We start from the raw sequence: 14,616 nt of genomic DNA, 5'->3' as shown, positions 1-14,616 counted from the left end.
ATATCATCCGTGAATATGCCCTGCGACTCCAGCGCGAAAGCGTCGATCTACGGGTTAAATCGTAGATCGAGCGCTCTAGACCGCTTAATTGAGAGTTTCTACCAATAGTGCGTCGACCCGCTGGAAGCCACGCGGCAGCTTGTTGCCGCGCCGTCCACGTTCACCTTTATAGTGCTCCAGGTCATCGGCCTTGAGCGACAGGGTGCGTTTACCGGCTTGCAGCACCAGGGTCGCACCGTCCGGCAGAACGGCGATATCGGTGACGTATTCCTCGCGGTTGGCCACACGTTCGCCGGGGATGCCGATGATCTTGTTGCCCTTGCCCTTGCCCAGCTGCGGCAGGTCGCTGATTTTGAAGATCAGCAGACGACCTTCGGTCGTCACCGAAGCCAGCCAGTTCTCATCGCGGTCGGCGACCGGTCGTGGCTGGATCACCTTGGCGTTGTTGGGCAGGCTCAACAGCGCCTTGCCTGCCTTGTTCTTGGCCTGCAGGTCCTCGCCCTTGACCACGAAGCCGTAGCCCGCGTCGGAAGCGATGACATACAGCCCTTCATCTTCAGGCATCAATACGCATTCAAAGGTCGCACCCGGTGGCGGCGTCAGACGACCGGTCAACGGCTCACCCTGGCCCCGTGCCGACGGCAGGGTGTGGGTCGCCACCGAATAGCTGCGCCCGGTGGAGTCGATGAACACGGCGAACTGGTTGGAGCGCCCCGCCGCGAGAGCCTTGAAGCCGTCCCCCGCCTTGTACGAAAGACCGGTGGCGTCGATGTCATGGCCCTTGGCCGAACGCACCCAGCCTTTTTCCGACAGCACGACCGTGACTTTCTCGTTCGGCAATAGATCGTGCTCGGTCAGTGCCTTGGCTTCGGCACGCTCGACAATTGGCGAGCGACGGTCGTCGCCATAGGTTTCAGCGTCCTTGATCAATTCGCTACGCACCAGCTTCTTCAGCTTGGCTTCGCTGCTGAGCAGGGCTTGCAACTTCGCCTGTTCCTTGAGCAGTTCGTCCTGCTCGTCGCGCAGCTTCATCTCTTCGAGACGGGCCAACTGACGCAAACGGGTGTCGAGGATGTAGTCAGCCTGGATTTCGCTCAGGGCAAAACGCTCGATCAACCTGGCCTTCGGATGCTCCTCGGTGCGGATGATGTGGATCACTTCATCCAGGTTGAGGTAGGCAATCAACAAACCGTCCAACAGGTGCAGGCGACGCTCGACCTTGTCCAGGCGGAATTGCAGGCGGCGACGCACCGTGCGCACCCGGAACTCCAGCCATTCCACCAGCAGCGCGCGCAGGTTCTTCAACTGCGGTTTGCCGTCGAGGCCGATGATGTTGATGTTGACCCGGTAGGTGGATTCCAGCTCGGTACTGGCGAACAGATGCTGCATCAGCGCTTCATGATCAACCCGGCTGTTGACCGGAATGATCACGATCCGGCACGGGTTCTCGTGGTCGGACTCATCGCGCAGGTCAGCGATTTGCGGCGCCTTGGACGGCTTGGCCTGCATCATCGCGGCGATTTGCTCCAGCACCTTGGCGCCGGAAACCTGATGGGGCAGCGCGGTGACGATGATGTCGCCATCTTCGATGTGATACACGGCGCGCATGCGCACCGAACCACGACCGGTTTCGTAGATTTTCAGCAGGTCGGCGCGCGGCGTGATGATTTCCGCTTCGGTCGGGTAATCCGGGCCCTGGATGTGCTCGCAGAGCTGCTCGACCGTGGCCTTGGGCTCATCGAGCAGGCGGACGCAGGCGGTGGCCACTTCGCGCAGGTTGTGCGGCGGTACGTCAGTGGCCATGCCGACGGCGATACCGGTGGTGCCGTTGAGCAGGATGTTCGGCAAACGCGCGGGCAACACCAGCGGCTCGTCGAGTGTGCCGTCGAAGTTCGGCCCCCAGTCCGCGGTGCCCTGGCCCAGTTCGCTGAGCAGGACTTCGGAATAACGCGACAGGCGCGCCTCGGTGTAACGCATGGCGGCGAAGGATTTCGGATCATCCGGGGCACCCCAGTTACCCTGCCCGTCCACCAGCGTGTAGCGGTAGCTGAACGGCTGCGCCATCAGCACCATGGCTTCGTAGCAGGCCGAGTCGCCGTGGGGGTGGAATTTGCCGAGCACGTCACCGACGGTACGCGCGGACTTCTTGTGCTTGGAGTCGGCGTCCAGCCCCAACTCGCTCATCGCGTAGACGATGCGTCGCTGCACGGGCTTGAGACCGTCGCCGATGTGCGGCAGGGCACGGTCCATGATCACGTACATGGAGTAATTGAGGTAGGCGTTTTCGGTGAAGTCAGCCAGCGACCGGCGCTCTACGCCATCTAAGCTGTCTGCAAGGATATCGCTCATGCGGGCCTCATCAATGGGTTGACTGGCGCAGCAGCAAGGTGCCGCCGCGCTGGGTAAATTCGAGTTGTTTCAGGGCGCTCATGCCCAGCAGCACTTGATCGCCGCTCAGGCCTGGCGCCACCAGGGCGCGCACGTCATGCAAGACAATGTCGCCCAGTTTCAATTGTTCCAGCCGGGTGCGATAGCCCTGGCTGCGGCCATTCGCCGTGCTGAGCATGACCGGCGCGCCCTTTTCCAGGCTCAGGCGCTCGGCCAGGCCCGCCGGGATCGACACATCCGTGGCCCCGGTATCGAGCATGAAGTTCACCGGCTGGCCGTTGATCTGGCCATCGGCAACGAAATGCCCCTGGCCATTGCCCACCAGCTTGACCTCGATGTAGCCGTCGACCTGCTGTGAGCTGACCTGGGTATTGGGGTTTTGCCGACGCTGCTCCCACTCGCCAAAGAAACGGGTGGCCAGAAACAGTCCGGCACACCAGGCGAGCACCAGCAGGATGCGCCCGGCGCGTTTACCCGGTACCGGTTGACTCACGATTTGTCACTCCAGCCGCCCGCAGGCGCAGCGAAACGCCAGACCACCGGCCTGACCTCACCGTCGGCGCGGGCGCCGTTGTTGTTATCAATACCGATCCAGGCGCCTTCGGCGTCGATCACCAGCGCTTCGGCAAGACCATAGGCCTGTGGATAACGACGCGATTGCTGCAAGGCTTCGGCAGCGAACGACCAGCATTGTTCGACCTTGGCACTCTCGGCATCGCGGCGGCAGATTTCGTAGGCGTTGCGCTCCAGGGTGAAGAGCTTGCCGGCAAACCAGGCCAGGTCGGCAAAATCCCGGGACACCGGCCTGGCATTGGGGAACTGGGCGGGTTGCATCTGTGTGCCGGCCTCGCTGAGCAACACACAGCTGCCGTCGCAGTCCCACACCGTTTGCTGACGCTTGATGCGCAGCAACCCACGTCGCTCGCGCTCGGCCGCCAGCCACAGCTGGTTGCCTTCTGGATTGACTGCAAGGCCCTCGAACAAGGCATTGAAGTGCAACAACATGCCGCTGGCGCGCGCTTCGCGAACCAGGTTCGGCGAAATTTTCAGCCATTGTGCAGAGCCCGTCGGCGCCACCTGCAGCACCGCCGCATGCGCTTCGCTGACAATGTAGCGATTGCCCGCCTGATCACAGCTGATGCCTTCGTAATCCAGCTCACCGCCACGTACCACGGACGTCGCCCAGGTCCGGGTCTTCAACCCCCAGGGCAGGCCACTGTCGGGCACCGGCGGCACATCGACCGGTAGCGCTTCGGCTTGCCAGGTGCTGTCACGGGTATCGAGCCGGTACAGGCGGTCGTCATCTCGATCGGAAATGGTCAGGAGGTCGCCACCGCACTGCGCCAGCCCGGACAGATTACCGCCGCGCATGCCTTCCACGGCATGCTCGGACAGCAGGCGCAGCTCCTGCGCCTGCTGTGCACTGACAGTTCCGGCTAGCAACAGCAATGCGAGGGCAAAGCCGCTCCGCATCAGGCCAGCACCTCGGCCAGGTTGCCTTTGGATTCCAGCCAGGACTTGCGATCGCCGGCGCGTTTTTTCGCCAGCAGCATGTCCATGATTTCCGCCGTTGCCTCGAAATCATCGAGGGTCAGCTGCACCAGACGCCGAGTGTTCGGATCCATGGTGGTCTCGCGCAACTGCGGCGGGTTCATTTCACCCAGGCCCTTGAATCGGGTGACCTGCGGCTTGCCACGTTTTTTCTCGGCCACCAGGCGGTCGAGGATGCCATCGCGTTCGGCTTCGTCGAGAGCGTAGAAAATCTCCTTGCCCAGGTCGATGCGATACAGCGGCGGCATGGCCACGTAGACGTGACCGGCATCCACCAGGGTGCGGAAGTGCTGGACGAACAAGGCACACAGCAAGGTCGCGATGTGCAGGCCGTCGGAGTCGGCGTCGGCAAGGATGCAGATCTTGCCGTAGCGCAGCTGGCTGATGTCCGTGGCACCCGGATCGACGCCGATGGCCACGGCAATATTGTGCACTTCCTGGCTGGCGAGGACTTCGCTGCCATCGACTTCCCAGGTGTTGAGGATCTTCCCGCGCAACGGCAGGATCGCCTGGAACTCCTTGTCTCGTGCCTGCTTGGCCGAACCGCCGGCGGAGTCACCTTCGACCAGGAACAGTTCGGAGCGCATCGGGTCCTGCCCGGCGCAATCGGCGAGCTTGCCCGGCAGCGCCGGCCCCTGGGTGATGCGCTTGCGCTCGACCTTCTTGCTCGCCTTGAGGCGACGCCCGGCGTTGTTGATTGCCAGCTCGGCCAGCAGCATCCCGGTTTCCGGGTTCGCATTAAGCCACAGGCTGAAGGCATCCTTGACCACGCCGGAGACGAACGCTGCCGCCTCACGGGACGACAGGCGTTCCTTGGTCTGGCCGGAGAACTGCGGCTCTTGCATCTTCATCGACAGAACGAAAGCAATCCGCTCCCAGACGTCTTCCGGTGCCAGTTTGACGCCGCGCGGCAGCAGGCTGCGGAATTCGCAGAACTCGCGCATGGCATCGAGCAACCCCTGGCGCAGGCCGTTGACGTGGGTGCCGCCTTGCGCCGTCGGGATCAGGTTGACGTAGCTTTCCTGGACACTGTCGCCGCCTTCGGGCAGCCACAACAGCGCCCAGTCGACGGCTTCCTTGTTACCCGCCAGGCTGCCGCAGAACGGTTCGTCGGGCAGGCGCTCGAACTCGCTGACCGCATCCACCAGGTAGGAGCGCAGGCCGTCTTCGTAATGCCATTCGACTTTTTCGCCGCTGGCCTTGTCTTCGAAGCTGACCAGCAGCCCCGGGCACAGCACGGCCTTGGCCTTGAGCACGTGCTTGAGACGGCTGATGGAGAATTTCGGCGAATCGAAGTATTTCGGGTCCGGGGCGAAGAATACGCTGGTGCCAGTGTTGCGCTTACCGACGGTACCGACGACTTCCAGTTCGGTTTTCTTGAAACCGTCGGCAAAGGTCATCTGGTATTCGTTGCCATCACGCTTGACCCGCACCCGCACTTCGGTCGACAGCGCGTTGACCACGGAGATGCCCACGCCGTGCAAACCGCCGGAGAACTGGTAGTTCTTGTTGGAGAACTTGCCGCCGGCGTGCAGCTTGGTGAGGATCAGCTCGACGCCGCTGACGCCCTCTTCGGGGTGGATATCCACCGGCATGCCGCGGCCGTCATCGCTGACTTCCAGGGAGTGGTCGGCATGCAGGATGACCTGGACCGACTTGGCGTGGCCGGCCAGGGCTTCGTCGACACTGTTGTCGATGACTTCCTGGGCGAGGTGGTTCGGCCGACTGGTGTCGGTGTACATGCCAGGGCGCTTGCGCACCGGGTCGAGGCCCGAGAGGACTTCGATGGCGTCTGCGTTATAAGAGCTAGCGCTGGGAGTGGCCATGGGGTCTCGTCGTCAGTCATTCATGAAAATAGGAGCCAGGCTTCACACGCAGGTGAAATCGATTGCCTGGTAAACATCGGCGCCAATGCCGGCAAAGCTCAGAAGCGCCGGCATGCGCTGGGCGAACCCCTGGAAACTGTGGTCGCCACCCGCCTGGATGCGCAAGGCACAGGCTCGGTAATACTGTTGGGCGAGGCGATAGTCCAGCGTTTCATCGCCGGTCTGTAGCCACACCTGGTAACGCTGTGGATCCTGGGGCGCCGGCACTTCCAGTTCGGCGAGGGCCGCGACGTGGTCGTGGGTCAATTCCCAGGTCTCTTCGGTGTACAGGTTCTGTTGCGTCCCCAGATACCCGTCGAACATCCGGTGGGGAGCGACGGCCGGGTTGATCAGCAATGCCTTGAGACCATGCTGTTCGGCCAGGTGAGTGGCATAGTAGCCGCCGAGTGAGCTGCCGACCAGCAGCGGCCGCCCCAGCTCGACAATCGCCTGCTGCAACTGACCGATGGCCTCGCGCGGGTGATGGTGCAAGGCCGGGACCCGCAGTTGCTCGCCCAGGCCCAGACGCTCCATCACGCCGACCAGCTGGCACGCCTTCTTCGACGAAGGTGCGCTGTTGAAACCGTGGATATAGAGGATCGAACCGGACATGCAAGCTCCCTGCACCTGAGACAAAGAGCGGCAGTTTACAGGGAGTCCGGGCGCTTGACTTGCCCTGGCGCGAAACGCCTTGTTTCGATCTCAGTAGCCGTTGGCGCCGTAATCGGCCTCGAAGGCAAAGCCGCTGACCCGCTCCACCCCGGTTTCCAGCCGCCCGTCCGGCAGCAGGCGCAGCCAGCGGTAGCCGGGCGCCAGGGTGTCGAGCTTGAAGTCTTCGCTGCGGGGGGCGAACTGGATACAGGTCGAGGGCGACGCAAGCAGGCGCACATCATTGCGCATGCGGTCGATTTCCTGGTGGACATGCCCCCACAGCACCGCGCGCACCTGGGGGAAGCGGTCAAGCACGGCAAACAGCGCCTCCGGGTTGCGCAAGCCGATCGGCTCCATCCACGGGCAGTCGATGGACACCGGGTGGTGATGGAAGCACACCAGGTGATGACGCTGCGGCGCCTCGCTCAAGGCGCGGGCGAGCAGTTGCAGTTGCTCATCCGCCAGATAGCCTGGCACCGAGCCCGGGACGGCGGAGTCGAGCAAGGTGATGCGCCAGTTGCCGATGTCCACCACCGGCTCGAGCAGCGAACTCTGGGTCGCGGCCCGTTCCATCACCATCGGTTCATCGTGATTGCCCGGGATCCAGCGCGCCGGCGCTGACAATTGCGCGCTCATCTGGCGGAACTGTTGATAAGACTCCAGGCTGCCGTCCTGGGACAGGTCGCCACTGGCCACCAGCAGATCGATCTGCGGCTGCTGGGCCAGCACCAGGTCGATGACCTGTTGCAGGCTGTCGCGGGTGTTCATGCCCAGCAGAGTGCCGTGCGCCTCGCCGAACAGATGGCTGTCGGACAGTTGCACCAGCATCACAGGGTCGTTGACGGTCAGAGTGGATACGCTCGGCAAGGCGTTCTCCCAGGGCGTGTTCACGCAGGCGGATAAGTGGCGCAATTATGCTGGGACACAGGAAAAGAGCAAAGCCATGAACCGGACGCAGTTCACATCTGGCGTTTAACGCACCACTTCATATTCATGCCCGCACGCCAGGCAATGGCTCAGCCATTCACCGAGGAACACGTTGAGCTGAGACTTTTCATCCGGCTGGTGCATGAACGCATTGGGGTAAGGATAGATGCCGCGAAAGCGGCGCGCATGCTCGGCGCTGATGACTTCGGCCATGCGCGCATCGTGGTAGACCTGCACTTCCAGCTGCGGCACCGGCAGCCAGGGCAGGCTGTGCTCCTGGCGCACGCGCAGGGTGGTGGTGTAGGGACAGGTCAGCAGCACCTCCAGGGTCAGGACGCCCAGCATCTGGTCGCCCTGGGTCATGGCGATGCGTCGGGCTGCCGGGCTCTCGCGCATGTCCGGCAGCAGCCGCAGCAGCCGGGCATAGTTGGCCTCGCAGGCGCTTTGTAGCCCCGCCAGGTCGACCCGGTAGCGGTCGCGTTGTTTGTTTACGACCATAGCCCCCTCACTTCAGCGCGGTTCAAAGCCAGCCACTGCATGGCAATAATGCTCGCCGCGTTGGAAATCCGTCCGTCACGCACGGCCTGCAGGGCATCTTCAAAGTCCCAGACCGTCACGCGAATATCTTCTGCTTCCTCCAGCAACCCATGCAGGCCGCCAGCCCCCGTGCTGTCGCAACGTCCCAGGTACAGGTGCACATATTCAGTGCTGCCGCCCGGCGACGGGAAATAATTGAGCATCGGCCATAACGCCGAGATTTCCAGCCCAGCTTCCTCCTGCGCTTCGCGGCGAGCAACTTCTTCCGGCTGTTCCTGCTTGTCGATCAGACCAGCGACCAGTTCGATCAGCCACGGATTCTCGACCTTGCCCATGGCGCCCACGCGAAACTGCTCGATCAGCACCACTGTATCGCGCTGCGGATCGTAAGGCAGGACGCACACCGCATCATGGCGCACGAACAGCTCACGATTGATTTCCCGGCTCATGCCCCCGGCAAACAGCTCGTGGCGCAAATGCACCCGGTCGAGCTGGTAGAAGCCCTTGTGGCAGTTCTCGGTGCGCACGACCTCAACCTGGGTCGGGATGGCATTGGCGAAATCAGTCATGGTTATCCTCGTCTACTGCAAAACCGGTACGAGGCTCCCACCTCGACATCGCGCCATCCTAACGCGCTCGCGATGCTGGATGCAGCCCCTTTGCCACCAGCGGGATAGACGGCAAGGCTGTAAACCACTCTAATTAGCTTAGTGGCGAACTGACTGCCCCGCCGACAGTCGAAGCCGGTAACTTTTGCCTCCCCTTGATCCTTGAAGGACGCCCATGTCACTTTTGAAAATCGCCTCCGTGGCCTGTATCGCCCTGACACTGGGCGCCTGCCAAAGCCTGTTTCAACCGAGCTACAAGGCACCGCTGGAAACCCTGCGCGACACCGCCGAAACCATCAAGCCGGGCTGCACCGCTGCCGATTGCCCACTGGTGAACATCGACACCGTGCGCTTCCCCGGTGAGCCGCAACTCGATGGCATCATCGATAAACGCCTGCTGCAAATGACCCGCACTTCACCCGACGCACCGCTGCCCGCCTCGCTCGCCGCCTATCGCGATGAGTTTTTGCGCACGGCCGGCCCACGCACCAGCAGCTACCTGCAAGCCAAGGTACGCGAGCAGCATGACGGACTGGTGATCATCGAGTTGTCGAGCTACTTCGATAACGGCACCGCCCATGGCGTTCCGGGCCGCGGTTTCATCAACTATTCGCGCCAGGAGCACAAGGTGCTGACCCTGGCCGACATGCTCAAACCGGGTGAAGAAACGGCGTTCTGGAAAGCCGCCCAGGTGGCGCACAACAGTTGGCTGATCAGCACCCGACTCGATCAGGAGCCGGAGTTCCTCAAGGCCTGGCCCTTCAAGCAGACCCCTAACGTGGCGCTGACCACGGCCGGGGTGATGCTCAAGTACGACGTGACCACCATCGCGCCTTACGCGCTGGGCCACGTCGAGTTGAAGATCCCCTACTCGCGCCTGAGCGGCATCCTCAAGCCTGAGCTGTTTCCCGCCCAAAAGTAACGATCCGGCCCAGCACCAGCTGCAGCAGCCCTGCCAGGATCAACGCCGGCAGGGTTGCGCCCAGCTCGGGATAGAGATTGGCCAGCAAGTGATAGGTCGCCACCCCGCCCAACCAGGCAATCAGCGCCGAGCCGCGCGACGCGGCTGAGCCCGCCACGGCGCGGCGCTTGCGCAGGCTGAAGTGATCCACCAGCACCACGCCGAACAAGGGTGCGAACACCGAGCCGATCAGCAGCAGGAAGTTCTGGTACTGCGCCAGGGGTGCGAGCAAGGCAATCAGGGTGCAGATCACGCCGATAGCCAGCGCCAGGTGTTCGACTTTCAAGCGCGACAGGGTCGCACTGGACACCGCCGCCGAGTGAATGTCGGCGAAGGCGTTTTCCGATTCATCCAGCAGGATCAGCAGCAGCGGAATGCCCAGGCCAGCGCCGGCCAGCGCCAGCAGCAAGGCGTTGACTTCGCCGCTCGGGGCGAACGCCAGGGTGTAGGCCACGCCCAGGCTCATCAGCCAGAAATTGCCGATGAAGAAGCCTAGCGCAGTGCCGCCAAACACATTTTTCGCACGCTTGCCGAAACGCGAGTAGTCGGCGATCAGCGGCAGCCAGGACAACGGCATGGCGATCGCAATGTCGAAACCGACGGCGAACGGCAGCGAACCATCACCCGCCTGCGCCCACAGTGCGGCCAGATCGGCCTTGGCGAAGAGGTTCCAGGTCAGCCAGATGCACGCGGCCAGCAGCAGCCAGATACCCCACTTGCGCAGGATCTGCCGGACGAAGGTCAACGGGCCGCTAATCGCCAGCAGCGTCGCCAGGGCGCCAAAGAACAGGGTCCAGACCAGTGGATTGGCCATCAGGCTGGCCTCGTCGAAGGCCCGCGCACCGAGCAGGCTGGCGGCGTCGCGCATGACGATGATTTCGAACGAGCCCCAGCCCACCAGCTGCAGCAGGTTGAGCAACGCCGGCAAGCTGGCGCCCCGTGCGCCGAGGGTGAGCTTCAGCGCGGCCATCGACGACAAGCCGGTGTCGCTGCCGATCACGCCGACGCAGGCCAGCAGCAAGACGCCCACCAGCGTACCAAGAAAAATCGCCAGCAACGAACCCGACAAACCCAGGCCAGGCGCCAGCAAGGCCCCGGTCTGCAGGACCATCAGGCCGATACCGAGGGAGAACCACAGGGAAAACAGATCGCGCCCGCCGAACACACGCTTGTCCAACGGGACCGCGGTATCGGGGGAGTAGGTGCTGGGTTGAATGCTCAAGGGTGTTATCTCAGAGGGACATTTGTTGTTGTGTTGATCGCCTTCGCGAGCAGCGGAGCGCCGCCCGGGCGGCGTTCCGCTGCTCGCGATGGGGCCAATACAGGCCCCACCTTTTCAGCTCGGATCAAACCTTCTTGTACAGCTGACTACCTTCCTGCTTGAAGCGCTCGGCCTGTTCGGCCATGCCTTGGGCGACGTCCACGTCGACCGCTTCGATCCGTTGGTTGGCCGCGTACTCGCGCACTTCCTGGGTGATTTTCATCGAGCAGAATTTCGGGCCGCACATGGAGCAGAAGTGCGCGACCTTGGCCGAATCCTTCGGCAGGGTTTCATCGTGATACGAACGCGCGGTGTCCGGATCCAGGCCGAGGTTGAACTGGTCTTCCCAACGGAATTCGAACCGTGCCTTGCTCAAGGCGTTGTCGCGGATCTGTGCGCCAGGATGACCTTTTGCGAGATCGGCAGCATGCGCGGCGATCTTGTAGGTGATGATCCCGGTCTTCACGTCATCCTTGTTCGGCAGGCCCAGGTGTTCCTTTGGCGTCACGTAGCAGAGCATGGCGCAACCGAACCAGCCGATCATCGCGGCACCGATGCCCGAAGTGATGTGGTCATAGCCCGGCGCGATGTCGGTGGTCAACGGGCCGAGGGTGTAGAACGGCGCCTCGTCGCAGCACTCCAGCTGCTTGTCCATGTTCTCCTTGATCAACTGCATCGGCACATGGCCAGGGCCTTCGATCATGCACTGCACGTCGTGTTTCCAGGCGATCTTGGTCAGCTCGCCGAGGGTTTCCAGCTCACCGAACTGCGCTTCGTCGTTGGCGTCGGCAATCGAGCCCGGACGCAGGCCATCGCCCAGCGAGAAGCTGACGTCGTAGGCCTTCATGATTTCGCAGATTTCCTCGAAGTGGGTGTAGAGGAAGTTCTCCTGGTGATGCGCCAGGCACCACTTGGCCATGATCGAGCCGCCACGGGAAACGATGCCGGTCACCCGCTTGGCGGTCATCGGCACGTAGCGCAGCAGCACGCCAGCGTGGATGGTGAAGTAGTCGACACCCTGTTCGGCCTGTTCGATCAGCGTGTCGCGGAACAGCTCCCAGGTCAGGTCCTCGGCGACGCCGCCAACTTTTTCCAGGGCCTGGTAGATCGGCACCGTACCGATCGGCACCGGCGAGTTGCGGATGATCCACTCACGGGTTTCGTGGATGTGCTTGCCGGTGGACAGGTCCATGACGGTGTCCGAACCCCAGCGAATGCCCCAGGTCAGTTTCGCCACCTCTTCCTCGATGGACGAACCTAGGGCGCTGTTGCCGATGTTGCCGTTGATCTTCACCAGGAAGTTGCGGCCGATGATCATCGGTTCCAGTTCGGTGTGGTTGATGTTGGCCGGGATGATCGCGCGACCGCGGGCAATTTCCTCGCGGACGAACTCAGGGGTGATTTCCTTCGGGATGCTCGCGCCGAAACTGTGGCCGGCGTGCTGCTGCTTCAACAGGCCGGCGGCGCGGGCCTCTTGCAGCTTCATGTTTTCGCGGATGGCGACGTATTCCATCTCGGCGGTGATGATGCCTTTGCGCGCGTAGTGCATCTGGCTGACGTTGGCCCCGGCCTTGGCCCGGCGCGGGTTGTTGACGTGAGCAAAACGCAGCTTGGTCAACTCGGGATCGGCCAGGCGCTCCTGGCCGAAGTTCGAGCTCAGGCCGCTGAGGCGCTCGGTGTCGCCGCGATCGTCGATCCACGCCGAACGCACGTCGCCCAGGCCTTTGCGCACATCGATCACCACGTTGGGGTCGGTGTACGGACCCGAGGTGTCGTAGACGGTCACCGGCGCGTTGATCTCGCCGCCGAAATCGGTCGGGGTCACGTCCAGCGTGATTTCCCGCATCGGTACGCGGATGTCCGGGCGAGAGCCCTGCACATAGACTTTTTGCGAGCGGGTAAAGGGTTGAACCGACTGTTCATCGACCTTGGCCGACTCACTCAGATTGATCGCGTTTTTAGCTTTTATGGTCATCACGGGCTCTCCAGACAGCATCCAGGCAGTGGATTGTCGGAGCAGAACCTGAAAGGCACGGACGCACCAGGAATGGTGCTGTGCATCGTCGGTGTTCGATTGTCGAACAAAATCCCGGACGAAGCACAAGAGGACTCGCCGGGTGACGAGAAATCTTGTTCCCTACGCAGGCGCTAACCTGATCAGGTTCAACGGGATCCGAAATTATTCGATCTCAGCCTCATAGCAAGGCACCCCGACAAGAACCCGGCCAGTCTAGACATAACTGCCAAAGAACGCCAACACCGGTTCAAACAGCGTGATGAATGGCGTAATTGCGCGCAGAAGTAGGATTGTTGACGACCCTTTGCACATCTACACTCGCTACGCCACTCCACGCATTGACGCTGCATTCGCGGCGCCTTAGCCTTGGCCGTCAAATTACCCGTGTAATACCTTATTTAGGGAACGCTTATGCTGCGCAAACTCTCACTGGCCCTTGCCGTGTCTTGTGCGTCCAATGGAATGGCCTGGGCAGCAGAAGCGCCCGTATCGACCAAGACGGACCTGGTCAGCGTGTATCAGGAAGCGGTCGACAACAACGCCGACCTGGCCGCCGCCGTCGCCCAGTATGGCGCGCAGAAAGAAGTGGTGCCCCAGGCCCGCGCCGGCTTGTTGCCCAATCTCTCGGGCGGTGCCGATGTGAACAACGTGCGCACCTCGCTCGATCAGCCGTCGGCCACCTTCAACCGCAATGCCCACTCCTACCAGGCGACCCTGGCGCAGCCACTGTTCCGCGCCGATCGCTGGTTCCAGTTCCAGGCTGCCAAGGAAGTCAACGAACAGGCCGCCCTGCAACTCTCGGCGACCGAGCAGAACCTGATCCTGCAAACCGCCAACAGTTACTTCAATGTGCTGCGCACCCAGGACAACCTGGCCTCGACCAAGGCCGAAGAGGCGGCGTTCAAGCGCCAGCTCGACCAGTCCAACGAGCGTTTTGACGTGGGCCTGTCGGACAAGACCGACGTCCTGCAATCGCAAGCCAGCTACGACACCGCGCGGGCCAACCGCATTGTTGCCCAGCGCCAGGTCGATGACGCCTTCGAAGCCCTGGTGACCCTGACCAACCGTCGCTACAACTCGGTCCAGGGCATCAGCCACAAACTGCCGATCCTGCCGCCGGCACCGAATGACGCCAAGGCCTGGGTCGAAACCGCAGCCCGGCAGAACCTCAATCTGCTGGCCAGTAACTACGCGGTCAGCGCCGCCGAGCAGACGCTCAAGCAGCGCAAGGCCGGCCACGCACCTACCGTCGACGCCATCGCCCGCTACGAAAAAGGCGATAACGATGCCCTGGGCTTCAGCAACCCGAACGCCACCGGCCAGCCTTATGGCGGCGACGTGCAACAGACGACCATCGGCCTGCAGCTGAATATCCCGATCTACAGCGGCGGCCTGATCAACTCGCAAGTCCGTCAGTCCTATGCCCAGTTGGACCAGACCGAACAGCAACGCGAATCCCTGCGCCGGCAGATCGTCGAAAACACCCGCGACCTGCACCGCGCGGTGAACACCGACGTCGAACAGGTCCAGGCGCGCAAGCAGTCGATCATCTCCAACCAGAGCGCGCTGGACGCGACCGAAATCGGCTACCAGGTGGGTACCCGCAACATCGTCGACGTGCTGGATGCGCAGCGCTCGCTGTACACCTCGGTACGCGACTACAACAACACCCGCTACGACTACATCATCGACAACCTGAAGCTCAAGCAACAGGCCGGCACCCTGAACCCGGGCGACCTGCAGGACCTGGCGCGCTGGCTGAATCCCAACTACAACCCGGACAAAGACTTCCTGCCGCCGGATCTGGCGAAAGAGGCGGCGGAGCAGCTCAAAGCCCGTCCTTGAACCTC

The 14,616-nt window shown here is 62.5% G+C and carries 12 protein-coding genes and 1 riboswitch; of the genes, 2 read left to right on the top strand and 10 right to left on the bottom strand.

Features of this window, described 5'->3' with window-relative positions:
* Window positions 1-84 precede the first annotated feature (84 nt).
* The 8 genes from parC to ACZYR5_RS09310 form a co-directional block, all read right to left on the bottom strand.
* Window positions 85-2,349 (bottom strand): DNA topoisomerase IV subunit A, encoded by a 2,265-nt coding sequence (gene parC / locus ACZYR5_RS09345; protein ID WP_489089361.1) that lies wholly within the window; start codon window positions 2,347-2,349, stop codon window positions 85-87.
* A gap of 10 nt (window positions 2,350-2,359) precedes the next feature.
* Window positions 2,360-2,881, bottom strand: a complete 522-nt coding sequence (locus ACZYR5_RS09340) for a retropepsin-like aspartic protease family protein (RefSeq protein ID WP_489089360.1) — start codon at window positions 2,879-2,881, stop codon at window positions 2,360-2,362.
* Entirely contained in the window at window positions 2,878-3,861 is a 984-nt protein-coding gene (locus ACZYR5_RS09335; RefSeq protein ID WP_489089359.1) for an esterase-like activity of phytase family protein, read from the bottom strand. Before ACZYR5_RS09335 ends, ACZYR5_RS09340 begins: the two co-directional genes overlap by 4 nt.
* Window positions 3,861-5,765 carry a DNA topoisomerase IV subunit B gene (parE, locus tag ACZYR5_RS09330; RefSeq protein WP_489089358.1) on the bottom strand — a complete coding sequence of 635 codons (1,905 nt, stop codon included), beginning with the start codon at window positions 5,763-5,765 and terminating at the stop codon, window positions 3,861-3,863. Before parE ends, ACZYR5_RS09335 begins: the two co-directional genes overlap by 1 nt.
* Window positions 5,766-5,807: 42 nt before the next feature.
* Window positions 5,808-6,416 carry a YqiA/YcfP family alpha/beta fold hydrolase gene (locus ACZYR5_RS09325; protein ID WP_489089357.1) on the bottom strand — a complete coding sequence of 203 codons (609 nt, stop codon included), beginning with the start codon at window positions 6,414-6,416 and terminating at the stop codon, window positions 5,808-5,810.
* A 90-nt stretch (window positions 6,417-6,506) separates the two neighbouring features.
* Window positions 6,507-7,322: a 3',5'-cyclic-AMP phosphodiesterase gene (gene cpdA, locus ACZYR5_RS09320; protein WP_489089356.1), complete on the bottom strand. Its 816-nt coding sequence runs from the start codon at window positions 7,320-7,322 to the stop codon at window positions 6,507-6,509.
* A gap of 105 nt (window positions 7,323-7,427) precedes the next feature.
* On the bottom strand, window positions 7,428-7,880 hold the full coding sequence (locus tag ACZYR5_RS09315; RefSeq protein ID WP_489089355.1) for a DUF1249 domain-containing protein: 453 nt from the start codon (window positions 7,878-7,880) through the stop codon (window positions 7,428-7,430).
* Window positions 7,871-8,488, bottom strand: coding sequence for an NUDIX domain-containing protein (locus ACZYR5_RS09310; RefSeq protein WP_489089354.1), 618 nt, complete (start codon window positions 8,486-8,488; stop codon window positions 7,871-7,873). The genes ACZYR5_RS09315 and ACZYR5_RS09310 overlap by 10 nt, the downstream gene beginning before the upstream one ends.
* Before the next feature lie 214 nt (window positions 8,489-8,702).
* Between ACZYR5_RS09310 and ACZYR5_RS09305 the strand changes: the two genes are divergently transcribed.
* The gene (locus ACZYR5_RS09305; RefSeq protein ID WP_489089353.1) at window positions 8,703-9,449 is read left to right on the top strand and encodes an RsiV family protein; all 747 of its coding nucleotides are present in this window, start codon (window positions 8,703-8,705) and stop codon (window positions 9,447-9,449) included.
* On the opposite strand, the gene cytX is transcribed toward ACZYR5_RS09305, so the two are convergent.
* Together cytX and thiC are read right to left on the bottom strand one after the other, a co-directional pair.
* On the bottom strand, window positions 9,418-10,710 hold the full coding sequence (gene cytX / locus ACZYR5_RS09300) for a putative hydroxymethylpyrimidine transporter CytX (protein ID WP_489089352.1): 1,293 nt from the start codon (window positions 10,708-10,710) through the stop codon (window positions 9,418-9,420). The two genes, ACZYR5_RS09305 and cytX, sit on opposite strands and share 32 nt — an antisense overlap.
* A gap of 124 nt (window positions 10,711-10,834) precedes the next feature.
* Complete coding sequence (gene thiC, locus ACZYR5_RS09295; RefSeq protein ID WP_489089351.1) at window positions 10,835-12,724, bottom strand: phosphomethylpyrimidine synthase ThiC; 1,890 nt, start codon at window positions 12,722-12,724, stop codon at window positions 10,835-10,837.
* Between the two features lie 142 nt (window positions 12,725-12,866).
* A riboswitch (TPP riboswitch) is annotated at window positions 12,867-12,972 on the bottom strand.
* Between the two features lie 205 nt (window positions 12,973-13,177).
* On the opposite strand from thiC, the gene ACZYR5_RS09290 reads away from it, so the two are divergent.
* Entirely contained in the window at window positions 13,178-14,611 is a 1,434-nt protein-coding gene (locus ACZYR5_RS09290; RefSeq protein ID WP_489089350.1) for a TolC family outer membrane protein, read from the top strand.
* Window positions 14,612-14,616 lie beyond the last annotated feature (5 nt).

The sequence above is a fragment of the Pseudomonas sp. F007 genome (genome assembly GCF_057814275.1).
The sequence above is the reverse complement of the archived record's forward strand: the minus strand, read 5'-3'. Positions and strand labels throughout refer to the sequence as shown.